This is a genomic window from Pseudomonas sp. Q1-7, from assembly GCF_028010285.1.
Taxonomy (GTDB): Bacteria; Pseudomonadota; Gammaproteobacteria; order Pseudomonadales; family Pseudomonadaceae; genus Metapseudomonas.
Map to the genome: position 1 here is coordinate 2,137,205 of NZ_CP116304.1, position 13,709 is coordinate 2,150,913.

General features: G+C 67.3%; 13 protein-coding genes. 6 read left to right on the forward strand and 7 right to left on the reverse strand.

The genetic code is table 11. From position 1 onward, the window contains the following. Nucleotides 1–6 precede the first annotated feature (6 nt). Genes PJW05_RS09930 through PJW05_RS09940 form a run of 3 tightly spaced genes read left to right on the forward strand, consistent with a single transcriptional unit; the run spans nucleotide 7 to nucleotide 3,735 of the window. Nucleotides 7–834, forward strand: a complete 828-nt coding sequence (locus tag PJW05_RS09930) for an amidohydrolase family protein (protein ID WP_271411543.1) — start codon at nucleotides 7–9, stop codon at nucleotides 832–834. 53 nt (nucleotides 835–887) lie between these two features. Then, on the forward strand, nucleotides 888–2,525 hold the full coding sequence (locus PJW05_RS09935; protein ID WP_271411544.1) for an AMP-binding protein: 1,638 nt from the start codon (nucleotides 888–890) through the stop codon (nucleotides 2,523–2,525). 28 nt (nucleotides 2,526–2,553) lie between these two features. Next, the gene (locus PJW05_RS09940) at nucleotides 2,554–3,735 is read left to right on the forward strand and encodes a CaiB/BaiF CoA transferase family protein (RefSeq protein ID WP_271411545.1); all 1,182 of its coding nucleotides are present in this window, start codon (nucleotides 2,554–2,556) and stop codon (nucleotides 3,733–3,735) included. Between the two features lie 18 nt (nucleotides 3,736–3,753). On the opposite strand, the gene PJW05_RS09945 is transcribed toward PJW05_RS09940, so the two are convergent. The 3 genes from PJW05_RS09945 to PJW05_RS09955 form a co-directional block, all read right to left on the reverse strand. After that, nucleotides 3,754–4,251 (reverse strand): SprT family zinc-dependent metalloprotease, encoded by a 498-nt coding sequence (locus PJW05_RS09945; RefSeq protein ID WP_271411546.1) that lies wholly within the window; start codon nucleotides 4,249–4,251, stop codon nucleotides 3,754–3,756. A gap of 143 nt (nucleotides 4,252–4,394) precedes the next feature. Further along, nucleotides 4,395–4,994 carry a Yip1 family protein gene (locus PJW05_RS09950; protein WP_271411547.1) on the reverse strand — a complete coding sequence of 200 codons (600 nt, stop codon included), beginning with the start codon at nucleotides 4,992–4,994 and terminating at the stop codon, nucleotides 4,395–4,397. Between the two features lie 155 nt (nucleotides 4,995–5,149). Continuing rightward, nucleotides 5,150–5,749, reverse strand: coding sequence for a DNA-J related domain-containing protein (locus PJW05_RS09955; RefSeq protein ID WP_271411548.1), 600 nt, complete (start codon nucleotides 5,747–5,749; stop codon nucleotides 5,150–5,152). A 100-nt stretch (nucleotides 5,750–5,849) separates the two neighbouring features. Here PJW05_RS09955 and ttcA point away from each other — a divergent pair, with 100 nt between their 5' ends. Next, nucleotides 5,850–6,674, forward strand: a complete 825-nt coding sequence (ttcA, locus tag PJW05_RS09960; RefSeq protein ID WP_271411549.1) for a tRNA 2-thiocytidine(32) synthetase TtcA — start codon at nucleotides 5,850–5,852, stop codon at nucleotides 6,672–6,674. Nucleotides 6,675–6,716: 42 nt separating this feature from the next. After that, nucleotides 6,717–7,388: a DNA-3-methyladenine glycosylase I gene (locus tag PJW05_RS09965; protein WP_271411550.1), complete on the forward strand. Its 672-nt coding sequence runs from the start codon at nucleotides 6,717–6,719 to the stop codon at nucleotides 7,386–7,388. A gap of 3 nt (nucleotides 7,389–7,391) precedes the next feature. On the opposite strand, the gene PJW05_RS09970 is transcribed toward PJW05_RS09965, so the two are convergent. From PJW05_RS09970 to PJW05_RS09985, 4 genes are read right to left on the reverse strand one after another with little or no spacing between them, the layout of a single operon-like run. After that, complete coding sequence (locus PJW05_RS09970; protein ID WP_271411551.1) at nucleotides 7,392–8,126, reverse strand: fimbrial biogenesis chaperone; 735 nt, start codon at nucleotides 8,124–8,126, stop codon at nucleotides 7,392–7,394. Beyond that, the gene (locus tag PJW05_RS09975; RefSeq protein WP_271411552.1) at nucleotides 8,126–9,424 is read right to left on the reverse strand and encodes a fimbrial protein; all 1,299 of its coding nucleotides are present in this window, start codon (nucleotides 9,422–9,424) and stop codon (nucleotides 8,126–8,128) included. Before PJW05_RS09975 ends, PJW05_RS09970 begins: the two co-directional genes overlap by 1 nt. An 18-nt stretch (nucleotides 9,425–9,442) precedes the next feature. Further along, nucleotides 9,443–11,941 carry a fimbria/pilus outer membrane usher protein gene (locus PJW05_RS09980; RefSeq protein WP_271411553.1) on the reverse strand — a complete coding sequence of 833 codons (2,499 nt, stop codon included), beginning with the start codon at nucleotides 11,939–11,941 and terminating at the stop codon, nucleotides 9,443–9,445. 3 nt (nucleotides 11,942–11,944) lie between these two features. Next, entirely contained in the window at nucleotides 11,945–12,682 is a 738-nt protein-coding gene (locus PJW05_RS09985) for a fimbrial biogenesis chaperone (RefSeq protein WP_271411554.1), read from the reverse strand. A gap of 238 nt (nucleotides 12,683–12,920) precedes the next feature. Here PJW05_RS09985 and PJW05_RS09990 point away from each other — a divergent pair, with 238 nt between their 5' ends. Further along, the gene (locus PJW05_RS09990) at nucleotides 12,921–13,691 is read left to right on the forward strand and encodes an NAD-dependent deacylase (RefSeq protein ID WP_271411555.1); all 771 of its coding nucleotides are present in this window, start codon (nucleotides 12,921–12,923) and stop codon (nucleotides 13,689–13,691) included. The last annotated feature ends 18 nt before the right edge of the window (nucleotides 13,692–13,709 follow it).

A 13,709-nucleotide genomic window follows, 5' to 3' on the forward strand; every position in this document is an offset into this window, starting at 1 on the left:
TAGATCATGTCCAGAATCGGCGCCATCGACGCCTGGGCCCAGTTGGCCACCGGCCGCACCCGCGAACTGATTCCAGAAGCCGTGCGGCTGTTCGAGAAGTCAGGCACCACGGCCCTGCTCGACAAGGGCCTGAGCCCAGAGGAAACGGTGGCTGAGATGGACCGCGCCGGCATCGACAAACTGATGGTCAGTGCCTGGTGCAGGCCCGAGCGCTGGGTCAGCACGAATGACGAAGTGGCCGAGTACACCCGTGCCTACCCCGACCGCTTCGTCGGCGTCGCCGCGGTGGACATGAGCAAGCCCATGGCCGCCCTGCGCGAACTGGAGCGGGCGGTGACCGAGCTGGGCTTCAAGGCGCTGCGGGTGGTGCCCTGGCTGTGGAAACTGCCGCCCAACCACCGCCTCTATTACCCGCTTTACGTGAAGTGTGTCGAGCTGGACATCCCGTTCTGCACCCAGGTCGGCCACACCGGTCCGCTGATGCCTTCGGAGACCGGGCGCCCGGTACCCTACCTGGACGACGTGGCGCTGGATTTCCCCGAGCTGCGCATCGTCGCCGGGCATATCGGCCACCCCTGGACCGAGGAAATGATCGGGGTCGCGTGGAAGCACGACAACATCTACATCGACACCTCCGCCTACCTGCCACGCTATTACCCCCAGGCACTGCTGCAGTACATGAAGAGCTATGGCCAGGACAAGGTGCTGTTCGGCAGCAACTTCCCGCAGCTGTCGCTGGCCCGCTGCATGGAGCAGGTGGATGAACTGGACCTGCCGGCTGCCGCGAAGGAAAAATTCCTTCACGGCAACGCAAGACGGGTGTTCAAGCTCTAGAGTGCTGAGGCACCACGCCGATAAGCCGACAACAAGAACAAGAGGGCCGAGCATTGAGCGAAGCACTTCCGTTGCAGCGTTTCGCCCATTGGGTGGCGAACCAGCCGGATCGCGTCTGGTTGCGCCAGCCGGTGGCGCGAACCTGGTATCCCATCACCTGGCGCGAGGCCGACGACCGCGCCCGGCGCCTGGCCAGCGCGTTGCGCGCCCTGGGCTGCGAGCCGGGCGACCGGGTGGCGATCCTGGCGAAGAACTGCGCCGAATGGGTGCTGAGCGACATGGCGATCATGCTCGCCGGGCTGGTCAGCGTGCCGCTCTACCCGCTGCAGTCGGCGGAGAGCATCCATTACGTGCTGCGCCATTCGGCCTGCAAGGCGATCATCCTCGGCAAGCTGGATGATGCCGAGCGCCTGGAACCCGGCATCCCCGCCGACGTGGTGCGCATCGCCATGCCCTATCCCACCCTGCGCGCCGACCATGACTGGGGTGAGCTGCTGGCCCGCCATGACCCCCTGCGAGAGACCCATGTACAGCGGCCGGACGACCTGCTCAGCATCCTCTACACCTCCGGCACCACCGGCCAGCCCAAGGGTGTGATGCAGACGGCGCGGGCGTTCGCCTTCGCTTCCAGCCGCGCGGTGAGGGAGATGGGCCTGGGGGAGGAAACCCGCTTCTTCTCCTACCTGCCGCTGTCCCACGCCGCCGAGCGCTTCCTGGTGGAAACCAACAGCCTCTACTGCGGTGGCAGCATCGCCTTCACCGAATCCCTGGAAACCTTCGCCGAGGACCTGCGCGACGTGCGGCCCACCCTGTTTTTCTCGGTGCCACGCCTGTGGACGCGCTTCCAGCAGGGCGTGCTGGAGAAGCTGCCGCAATCAAGGCTCGACCGCCTGCTGCGCCTCCCGCTGCTGGGCCGCCTGGTGGCCTGGAAGGTCCGTCGCGGCCTGGGGTTGGACCGGGCGCGGGTGCTGATCAGTGGCGCGGCGCCCATTCCCGTGGCACTGCTGGAGTGGTACCGGCGCATCGGCCTGATCCTCTGCGAGGGCTATGGCATGACCGAGAACTTCGCCTACGGCAACTTCAACCGGCCCGGGCAGGTGCGTTTCGGCAGCGTCGGCCGGGTAATGCCCGACAACGAACTGCGTATCGCCGACGATGGCGAAATCCTCTACCGCAGCCCGTCGCTGATGGCCGGCTATTACCTGGAGCCGGAGAAGAGCGCGGAGTCCCTGCGTGATGGCTGGCTGCACACCGGCGACAAGGGCGAGATCGACGGCGACGGCTACCTGCGCATCACCGGCCGGGTGAAGGACATCTTCAAGACCAGCAAGGGCAAGTACGTGGCGCCGGCACCCATCGAGGGGGAAATCGCCAAGAGCCTCTGGGTGGAGCAGGTCTGCCTGATGGGCAGCGGCCTGGACCAGCCTCTGGCGCTGATCGAACTGAGCCCGGCGGCGCGCGAGCAGGCCAGGGCGAACGTGGAGGCCGACCTGCTCGCCACCCTGCGACAGCTCAACGGCAAGCTGTTGCCCCACGAGCGCGTCAGCCATTTGCTGCTGGTGCGCGAGCCCTGGACCGTGGACAACGGTTGCATGACCCCCACCATGAAAATCCGCCGTAGCGTGCTGGAAGCCCGTTATGCCTCGACGGCCGAACGCCTCGATGCCCGCCAGGCGTTGCATTGGGAATGACCGCCAGAACCCCCGATCAGGAGTCGCCATGACCGGCCCGCTGTCTTCACTGAAAATCCTCGATTTCTCCACCCTGCTGCCGGGGCCCTTCGCCTCGCTGCTGCTGGCCGACATGGGCGCCGAGGTGCTGCGGGTGGAATCCCCCACGCGCATGGATCTGGTGCGCCTGCTGCCGCCCCACGATGGCGGCCAGTCCACCAGTCACGCCTACCTCAACCGCAACAAGCGCAGCATTGCCCTGGACCTGAAGCGGCCGGAGGCGGTGGAACTGGTCAGGCGACTGGTGCGGGACTACGACATCGTCCTGGAGCAGTTCCGTCCGGGCGTGATGGACCGCCTGGGGCTGGGCTACGAGGCGTTGAAGGCGGTCAATCCGAAGCTCATTTACGTCTCCATCACCGGCTACGGCCAGACCGGCCCCTACCGTGATCGTGCCGGTCACGACATCAACTACCTGGCCCTGGCCGGCGTTGCCAGCTACACCGGCCGTCGAGACAGCGGGCCGCTGCCCCTCGGCGTGCAACTGGCGGATATCGGCGGGGGTTCGTTGCACGGCGTCATGGGCCTGCTGGCGGCGGTGATCCATCGCCAGGCGACGGGGGAGGGCCAGCAGGTGGATGTCAGCATGACCGACTGCGCCTTCGCCCTGCACGGCATGGCCGGCGCCGCCTACCTGGGCGCCGGGGTGGAGCCGGAGATGGAAAACCAGGTGCTCAACGGCGGCAGCTTCTACGACTACTACCGGACGCGCGATGGGCGCTGGTTCTCGGTGGGCAGCCTGGAGCCGCAGTTCATGCAGCCGTTCTGCACGGCCATCGGTCGGCCGGAGCTGGCGGCCAAGGGGCTGTCGCCCAAGGCCGAGGACCAGCGCGAGCTGAAGCGCGCCATCGAGATCGAGTTCGAGAAGCGCGACTACGCCGAATGGCTGGAGGTCTTCGCCGCCCTGGACGCCTGCGTGGAGCCCATGCTGGCGCTGTCGGAGGCGGTGGAGCACCCGCAGCTCAAGGCCCGTGGACTGGTGGTAGACGTGCCCCGCGACGGACTGCCGCCGCAGAAGCAGATCGCCTGCCCCGTCAAGTTCTCCGCCGGCCTGCCGGCCCCACGTCATGCCGGTGGTGCGGTGGGGGCGCATACCGACGAGGTCTTGGCCGGGTTGGGCTTGAGCGCCGAAGAGATCGATGCCCTGAAGTCGGCCAAGGTGGTGGGGTAGTCGGGCGCCGGGAACAGCTCAGCCGCCCACCTGGCTTTGCTCCCCGCTGAACACCAGCGTCACCCGGCAGCGCCGGCAGTAGTAGCGGCGGCCTCGGGCCACCAGGGCGTGGCGCTGGGCGGAGAAGGGATGGCCGTCCGGGCAGGCGCAGCGGTACAGGTAGCGGGTCACCTGGCGCCGCTTCACTTCATAGCTGTGGCAGCGGTCGGGGGGCAGCTCGTAGACGCCGCGCATGATCAGCTGCCATTCCTCGCCATGGGGCTGGATGCGTGGACCGAATAACTGATGGGCCACCAGGTGCGCCACTTCATGAGCCACCGTCTGGCGCAGGAAGTCGTCCTGGTTCTCGCGGTAAAGCTGCGGGTTGAAGCGCAGTTTGTTCTCGTCCAGGTGGGCGACGCCGGCTTTTTGCCCGCGCAGCTTGAAGCTCACTTCGGGGCGGGGAAAGCGGCATTTGAAAAAGGCTTCGGCCTGCTGGTAGCAGGCCTCGACGCGGGCTAGCAACTGCTCGGGCATAGGGCACTCCGTTGGCGCGCAATTATGCCGCAAAGCGCGGCGGGCCCGAATCGCCGTCCTGCCGAGCGGTCGCATGGTCACCGGCCTGATCTCGCCGCCATGAAAAAGGCCGCCCGCAGGCGGCCTGTGCACAAGGATGAACCTCAGCTGGTGTACACCGGCCCCAGGCCGAAGCCCCAGAGGATCACGGCGCAGGCGATCATCGCCACCAGCACCACCAGGCCCACCGCCAGCACCGAGCTGGAGAACAGGAAGCCTTCGTCCTTGGGAATGTTCATGAACGTCGGTATGCCCACGTACAGCAGGTAGACCGTGTAGCAGATGGCCAGGGTGCCCACCGTCGCGCCGAACCAGAGGTGCGGGTAGAGCGCCGCGAGGCCGCCGATGAACAGCGGGGTGGCGCAGTAGGCGGCGAAGACGATGCATTCGGTGACGCTCGGGTTGGCATCGTAGGTCCGCGCCATCCAGTGGATGAAGCCGCCCATCACCGCCACGCCGGCGAGCATCGCCAGGTAGGACATGATGGACATTTGCAACGCGCTGGCCTGGGTGAGCATCACGGGATCGCCCTTGCCCAGTACCCAGCCCACCTGGGTTGTGCCGATATAGGCGGAAATCACGGGAATTGCAGCAAGGATCAGGACGTGGGTGAGGTACATGTGACTGACGCTTTCCTCTTCGCCACGAATCTCCTGCCACTCTTGATCGGGATGGGTGAAGAGCCCCCAAACGTGGTGGATCATGCTGAACACCTCCTCATTATTATGAGGTCGCCCCCCAGCGAAGCGCCGGGGGCGCGTAGCCAGCGCCACCCGGTGCCCGGCCGACCTATGCGACCTTATGTCGCAGTATAGGCAGGTGGTTCGCGGCCGCCTTAGAGCGAATCGAAGATTCAGCCTCAACTGTAATAGCGTTGAAGTATTTCCATGGCTTTGTTGATCGATTGCAGGCGCGACGTGCTGCCGCCGCGATCGGGGTGGTGCTGGCTCACCAGTTGCCGGTAGCGCTGCTTGATCAGCGCCAGGCTCAGCGGCTGGCTGCCGCTATGCAGGCCGAAGAGTTCCAGCGCCGCGAGCTTTTCCTCGCTGCCCTGCATGCGTGTCCAGAAGCTCGCCAGCAGACGCTCCACGTCGTCTTCCGTGGTATCCCGCAGGTTGGCCAGGTCCAGGTAGTAGTCGCGCAGCGGGTCCTGCTCGCTGAGGGCGGCCTCGGTGCCGGGCCGGTACGGCAGCAATTGCACGCACAGCGGGCTGATGACGAGTTGGGCCAGGCCCTCGCCGTTGAGGCGGTCACGCAGGCGGTAAAGGGCGTTGAACACCAGGAAGTGGGTGCGGAACAGCACCAGCTTGTCGGTGAGTTCCAGGTGAGGGATATGGGTGGAGTGGCGGACCTTCAGGCCCTGGATCAACTGATACTCGCTCAGCCCCTCGGGGGCACCACGCAGGAGTTCGTGGAGCTGGTCGCTGAGGTCCAGGGCGGGGTCGAGGTCGCTGTTCATCGCCGGAGCCTAGCACAGGCTGACGATGGGGCTGGGGCGGCGCACGCTTTGTGCGTAAAATAGCCAGCTTTTCGCATCTCCCCCCGGATTTCAGAGCACCATGGGCACCCTTTCGGTCAACCAGAACAAACTGCAGAAACGCATCCGCCGCCTGGCCGGCGAGGCCATCGCCGACTTCAACATGATCGAGGATGGCGACAAGGTCATGGTCTGCCTGTCCGGCGGCAAGGACAGCTACACCTTGCTGGACGTGCTGCTGTACCTGCAGAAGGTGGCGCCGATCAAGTTCGAGATAGTCGCGGTGAACATGGACCAGAAGCAGCCCGGCTTCCCCGAGCACGTGCTGCCGGCCTACCTGGAATCCATCGGCGTGCCGTACCACATCATCGAGAAGGACACCTACTCGGTGGTGAAGGAGAAGATCCCGGAGGGCAAGACCACCTGCTCGCTGTGCTCGCGCCTGCGCCGTGGCACCCTCTACACCTTCGCCGACGAGATCGGCGCGACCAAGATGGCCCTCGGTCACCACCGCGACGACATCCTGGAAACCTTCTTCCTCAACATGTTCTACGGCGGCACCCTCAAGGCCATGCCGCCGAAGCTGCGCGCCGACGATGGGCGCAACGTGGTGATCCGCCCACTGGCCTACTGCAACGAAGCCGATATCGAGGCTTACTCCAGGCTCAAGGAATTCCCGATCATCCCGTGCAACCTCTGTGGTTCCCAGGAGAACCTGCAGCGCCAGGTGGTCAAGGAAATGCTCAACGAGTGGGAGCGCAAGTCGCCGGGCCGCACCGAGATCATGTTCCGTGCCCTGCAGAACGTGGTGCCCTCGCAACTGGCCGACCGCAACCTGTTCGACTTCACCAACCTGCGCATCGACGAAACCGCCGCGCCGCGCACCCTGGACGTGGTCAATATCTGACCCCAGCCCTCTCCCACGGGAAGAACCGGTCAAGGACACCCCATGCGCGACTACCGCTGGCTCCACGAGTACTGCCTGAACCGCTTCGGCTCGGCCGAGGCCCTGGAAGCGCGCCTGCCGCAGCCGCGCAGCGATGCCGAGCTGCGCGCCATGAGCGATGACCGCTACCTGTCGCTGGTGGCCCTGCGGGTGTTTCGCGCCGGCCTCAAGCACAGCCTGGTGGATGCCAAGTGGCCCGCCTTCGAAGAGGTGTTCTTCGGCTTCGACCCGCAGAAGGTGGTGCTGATGAGCGCCGAGCACCTGGAGCGGTTGATGCAGGACAGCCGCCTGATCCGCCACCTCGGTAAGCTCAAGAGCGTGCCGCGCAACGCGCAGTTCGTGCTGGACGTGGCGCGGGAGCAGGGCAGCTTCGGCGCGCTGATCGCCGGCTGGCCGGTGACCGACATCGTCGGCCTGTGGAAGTACCTGGCCAAGCGCGGCCACCAGTTGGGCGGGCTGTCGGCGCCGCGTTTCCTGCGCATGGTCGGCAAGGACAGCTTCATCCCCACCGACGACATGGTTGCGGCCCTCAAGGCCCAGGACATCATCGACAAGGCGCCCACCAGCCAGAAGGACCTGGCCCGGGTCCAGGCCGCGTTCAACCAGTGGCATGCCGACAGCGGCCGGCCGCTGTGCCAGCTCTCGGTGATGCTGGCGCACACCGTCAACCACTGATCCTCAGGGCAGCGCCAGCTCGCGGCGAAACGCCCGTGGCGTGCCCCGATCGTCCATCAGCAGGTACTCCAGTCCGGCGGCAGCGCCGGATGACCCACGTGCCCGGCCGGGCACGTCCAGGACCCACTCGGCGTAGGGCGCGAGCATCTGCCGCTGCCGTTGCAACCTGCCGTCGGGCAGCGTCAGGTCGAGGTCGCCCAGGCTCATGAAATAGGGCGTGGGGTTGCGCCAGACCACCTGCAGCGCGTCGGCCTGCCGGCGCAGATGGATCTCCTGGCGCTCGGGCGCGGCGTCGCTCGGCAGGGGCAGTTCGCCGGGGCGATACAGGACCTTCAATTGGGTCTGCAGCGTCATCGTCAGGCGATTTGCGTCCTCCGCGCCGGCAGTCGTCGGCGGAATCTCCAGCAGGTTCAGCCAGAACAGGCTCTCCCGGTCGCCGGGCAGCGGCGTGGCGTTGCGCATCAGGCGCAGGCTCTGCAAGGCGCCGGGCTCCAGGCGGAACACCGCCGGCAGCGCCACGATCGGGCTCAGGTGCCGTTCGGGCGTGGCATTGCTGCGGCCATCGTCGACCCAGGTCTGCACCAGCACCGGATAGTCGCTGGTGTTGACCAGTTCGAGGGTCTGCTCGCGAGCGCCTTCGGGGTAGATCACCCGCGTGGCGGAAAACTGCAGCCCGGCGTCGACGCTGGCGCTGGCGAGGCCGAGCAAGAGGCCGAGCAGGCGTGCAAGGACGGCCATCAGTGGATTCTCACCACGACTGTCGCATTGGCATCGACCCGGCCGGGCGTGACCCGAGGCGCCAGCGGTACCATGGCCGCGCTGAACTGGCCGGAGTAGCGGAAGGCGCCCTGGGCGCCCGTGCCGTTGGCCTGGAACGTCTGGAGCAGCGGATACCAGCCGGCTGACGTGCCGCTGCCGCCTTCCTGGCCGCCCGTCGGACGGGGGGCCCAGCCCGCCAGCACCAGCGGGCTGTGGTTGCGGTCGAGGATGCGGATGCCGACGCCGGTCGCCACGCCGGGATCGCTGCCGTAACCGTCGGACAGCAGGACCTGGGCACCGCCGGAGGTGGTGACCTGCTCCGGGTGATGACGGCGCAGGGCCTGCTCGCTGTTCTGGGACACCTGCAGCCCCACTTCCACCAGGCCTCGGCCCGTGTGCCCGGCGGTCACGCCGCCGCTGCATTCGATGTCGATGCCGAAGCTGGCCTGGCGGGCGCCGCCATTCTTCAGTTCCGTGGCCGTCATCCGGCCCAGGTCGACCACTGGCGTGGCCGAACGCACCATGCAGCTGTTCTGCCGGGTGAGGTGGGTGTGGTTCCACAGGCCGATGGCCGCCGGCCAGTGCTGGTGCTTGCCGCTGGTGCAGCCCGCGGCGTGGTCGCAGCCCGGGCTCAGGCCGGGGCTGAGCCCGCCGCCCTGGAAGGCGATATAGCCGTTGGGCTGGGCATGGCTGTAGAGCCCCTCCGTCGGTTCGCCGAGGCCGGGCTGGACCTGGGTGTCGTCGAGCTTCACCAGTTCCACGGTGACGTCGCTGAAGTCCCTGGCCTTGATCTCGACCCGGCCAGTGGCGGGGTTGAGTTCACCGGCGATCTGCCGGCGCTGCCAGGTGCGCGAGAAGGTCCGGTTGCTCTGCACATGGGTGATCTTCACCGCGACGTTGCGCCACGGGCTGTAGTAGTGGCCCGGCATGCCGCTCACCTCGTGCCTGCCGCTGAGGGCGTCGCTGCCGTTGGTGGAGAAGTATTCATAGAAGGGGCCGTCGCTGGGCAGGCATTCGTAGGCGACCGTCTCCGGGTTGACGTTGGCGTTGCGCGCCACCGAGATCGTCGCCATGCCCAGCACGGTGCCCGCCGGCTGCAGGCTGTCGGCGTTGAGGGTGACGGCGGGCAGGCCGAGGTTGCCGTTGGCGGTTTCGTGGGCGCTGTACGGCCAGACCGGGCGGCAGGCCGCTTCGGCCAGGCCGGGGGCGCAGGGGAGTCCGATGAGCAGGCCGAGGCTGAGCAGGCCGTGGCGCAGAGGGGAAGCGAGGAATGCCATGTCGGTCGGTTCCTGGGGTCAGGGGTGTTGGGCGGGGCGGCAGGCGGATTCGAGGTGGATCATCGGCTTGAGCCGGTCCGCCTCGGCAATCGCGTAGCCGGTCACGCACTGTTCGTCCGGGGCCTCGCCCCAGCGCACGGTCAACTGGCCGCGCTCCTGCTCGACGCGGGCGTAGAGCTGGCTGGCCTGGCCGACCATGCCGACGTTCCTGCCCTGGGCGTCGTAGACCTCGGCGCCCATGGGCAGCGCCTCGTCGCCGTCGCGCGGCGCCCGCAACAGCAGGGCGTAGCCGGCCAGGGTGTCGAACGTCAGGCGCAAGGCGGCGCCGGCGGTGGGGACGACGCGCTTCTGGGTTTCCTGCAGCTCCACATTGGCGGCCATGCCTTCGCTGTTCAGGCCGACCACGTTGTAGCGGTAGGGCGCCAGGGTCGGCAGCAGGGCGTAGCCGAAACGGTCGATCCGCGCGCCCTGGCCGTTCATCACCAGCGCGCCCTCGGCGCCCTTGGCTTCGATCAGGGCGAAGGTGTCGCCCAGGTACGGACCCGCGGTGATCCCGCCGGAGTGGATCGCCAGCGACCCCATGGCATTCGCCGAGACCTGCCAGAAGTCCGTGCCACGGGACAGGCTGCCGCTCAGCGCCACATTGGGGAAGCGCTTCTGCAGGGTGCCGCCCAGCACCGTGCTGTGGTCGATCTCGGCATGGGAGACGTTGAGGCCGTAGGTCAGGTCCCGCGCTTCTCCGGCCGTGCCGGAGAGGTTCGCCTGGTGGTAGTAGCCCCGCCGGCCGCTGTGGTTGGTACTGGCGGTGAGGGTCGAGTTGCCGCCGGCGCTGCCCAGCGGTATGGAAATCGACAGCATGTGCAGGGTGTTGGCGCGCTGGTCCAGGCTGTCGAAGCGGCGCGAGATGGCCAGGTTGTAGCCGATGCCGTTGGCGAAAGTGCCCGAGTAGCCGAACTGCAACTGCCGGTCGTTGCCCTTGCGATTGCGGTAGCTCTGGGTGGAGGCCGCGAGGTACAGCGAGTCGGTGCCCGCCAGGCGCTGGTTGACCTGGACGTCCAGGCGCGAGCGCTGCTGGTAGCTGCCGGAACTCCAGTCGCCTTGTACCCCGCTTTCGCGTTCGCCCAGGGCGTCGATCAGTTCGCGGTAGCCCTCGGTGGAATAGCGTGCGCTGCCGATGGACAGGTTGGTGCCGCTGCCCTGGAAGGTCCGGCTGTAGGTGGCCTGGCTCATCCAGCCGCGTTTCTGGCCGTCGGGCACCTCCGCGCGGGAAACGGTCGTGCTCAGGCCGAAGGCGCCGAGGCTGTTGGTGTACACCCCGCCCACCAGGGTGCCGAGGTAGCCGGAGGCGGCGCGGCTGGCGAGGCGGGCGGTCAGGGCGTTGCTCAGGCCATATTCGAAGCTGCCCTCGACGAACGACGCCTGGGGCATGTCCATGCCGCCGTGGCGCACCTGGCCGGCGGCCAGCGAGTAGCGCCAGAGGCCCGGCCGCAGGGCGTTGGGCATGGGCGAGTAGGGCACCTTGAAGGTGCTGGTGCGGCCGTCCGCCTCGGTGACTTCCACCTCCAGGTCGCCGCCGTATCCGGTCGGGAACAGGTCGTTGATCGCAAAGGGACCGGGCGCCACCGTGGTCTGGTAGAGCTCGTTGCCGTCCTGGCGAATCACCACCCGCGCATTGCTGTTGGCGATACCGTGCACGGTCGGGGCGTAGCCGCGCAGCGAGTCGGGCAGCATGCGCTCGTCGCTGGCCAACTGGATGCCGCGATAACCCATGCTGGACAGCAGTTGGCCGCTGGTGAAGGTCTCGCCCACGGTCACCTCGCTCTGCAGGCCCGGCAGGCTGCGCTGGGCGTAGGTGCGCAGGGACTTCCAGACGCTGGGCATGTCGTTGCCCGTGTTCAGGCTGGCCTGGTGGCGCAGGCGCCAGCCGGCCAGGTTGAGCCCGGCGTTGAGCCCCAGGTAGCTGGAATGGCTGTGCCCGTCCCGCGCGGTGACCCGGAAGTGGCTGGCGTTGTAGCCGATGAAACCGAGGCTGCCGCCGTCATCCCATTCTTCGACGGGGATGTGTCCGCGCGGCAGGCTGTGCAGCGACGCCTGGGGAATCGACAGCTCCAGGCGCAGCCGTGGAAAGTCCAGCCGTTCGCTGGCGCCGTCGAGGCTTTCGGCCAGGTGCCGGCAGGAGGGGTTGGCCGCGGCCGGCAGTGGCTCGAGCAACTCGGGGAGTACGCCGAAGGCGGCCAGGTCCTCCGGGCTGAAGCAGGCTTGCAGCCTGTGGTCGGCGTCTTCCTCGAAACGCAGGTCCCGGCGGCCGAGGGACTCGCCATTGAGGATGACGTCCACCCCATACGTGCCGGGGACGGCGGCATTGGGCCGGTTGAAACGGGTCAGTGACTGCCCGCTGGCGACACCGCGCAGCAGATGGCTGTCGAAGCTGTAGCCGGCGGCGTCCGTCCCCGCATGGGCCGGCGCCGCTGTCGCCAGCGCAAGGGCCAGCGGCGCGAGTGCTGTGAAACGTCCCATGTCTCAGCGGGTCAGCGGAATGTGCTTTTCCAGTCGCCCGCCGAGGTCGGTGACCAGGAGCAGGCGCAGGCTTTCGGGCTGGCCGGGAAGGCTGTCGCGCCGTACCCGCCATTCGGCCTTCGAGAAGGGCGGCAGGCTGCTGTCGAACGCCACCGGCGCGCGTTGCTCCCGCAGCCCTGCGTCGACTTCGGAAAAGGTGACGAAGTAGCCGGTGGGGTTGCGGACGCCGATCAGCCAGTGGTCGCCCTCGGCGCGGACGTCGAAGCTCAGCAGGTCGGGCACCTGCTGCGGAGCCTGGGCGATGGTCTTGGGGCGGTAGAACACCTTGAGGCGGTGGCGGGGCATGATCACGAACTGGTTGCGGCCCTCCTGGTCGACATGGCTCGGCGGAATCTGCAGCACATTGAGGAAGAACAGCGATTCGCGATCGGCCGGCAGTTCCTCCCCGGTGAAGCGCAGGCGAATGGACTGGCCGGAGCGGCCTTCCATGCGGAACACCGGCGGCGTGACGATGAAGGGGGCGTCGGCCGTTTCCGGCGTCGAATCCTCGGAGCCCCGGTCCATCCAGGCCTGGACCAGGCTGGGGTATTCGGCCCGGTTGCTCATATGCAGCGAGCGCTCGCGGGCGTCCGAGGGATAGAGGATGCGGCTGCCGGTGATCACGACATTGGCGTTGGCCTGGCCGGCGAGCCAGGTGCCGCAGACGAGGGTGAGGCTGATGAGGAGGCGAATTTTCGACATGAACGGGCTCGCGCCGCCGCAGGCGTGGCTGCGCGGCATTGGGTAAGCGTTGGGGCAGGCCCTTCGGCGGGGCGCTGGTTCAGGGCTGGGGATGGTAGGAAGCGGCGGCCGTGCGGCGAATGGGACGAATCCGAATCAGCGCAGCGGCCCGATGCTGGGAGCCTGGCCGGCATTGCGCGTAAGCTTGCCCCGTTCCGCCCGGCGCGGAGGGCGGCGAGGCGCAGAGGAGGATATCGGGATGCAGGACCACGACATCGCACAGGTCGCAGCCGTGCTCAGGGACGCTCGGCGAATCCTGGTCATCACGGGGGCGGGGTTGTCGGCCGATTCGGGCCTGCCGACCTACCGGGGGCTGGGCGGGCTGTACAACGGCGTGACCGAGGAAGGCTTGCCGATCGAAGAGGCGCTGTCCGGTCCCATGCTGCAGCGCAACCCGGCGCTCTGCTGGAAATACCTGGCGCAGCTCGGCCATGCCTGCCTGGGCGCCCGCCCGAATGCCGGTCACGACGCCATCGCCCGCCTGCAGCAACTGAAGCCCGAATGCTGGGTACTGACGCAGAACATCGATGGCTATCACCGCCAGGCGGGGTCGCCGCCGGAGCGGCTGATCGAGATACATGGCGAACTGTCGCCGCTGTATTGCCAGTCCTGCGGGGCGGAAAGTTCCGACCTCACCCGACATCTGGCGGGCGAAATGCCTCCCAGGTGCCGGGAATGTGGTGGTATCCTCCGACCGCCCGTGGTGCTGTTCGAGGAAATGCTCCCAGAGCAAGCCATCGACAGCCTCTACGCCGAGCTACGCAAGGGATTCGATGCGGTGATCTCGGTGGGAACCACGGCGAGCTTTCCTTACATCATCGAGCCCGTGCTCCGCACCCGCCATGCAGGCGGTTTCACCGTGGAGATCAATCCGGCGCTCACCGACCTCAGCCCCGTGGTCGATGTTCACCTCAGAGGAAAGGCCTTAGATATTCTGCAAGGACTGCTGAGTCACATTTTGGGCGATTAAATTTGCAAATCGATTTGA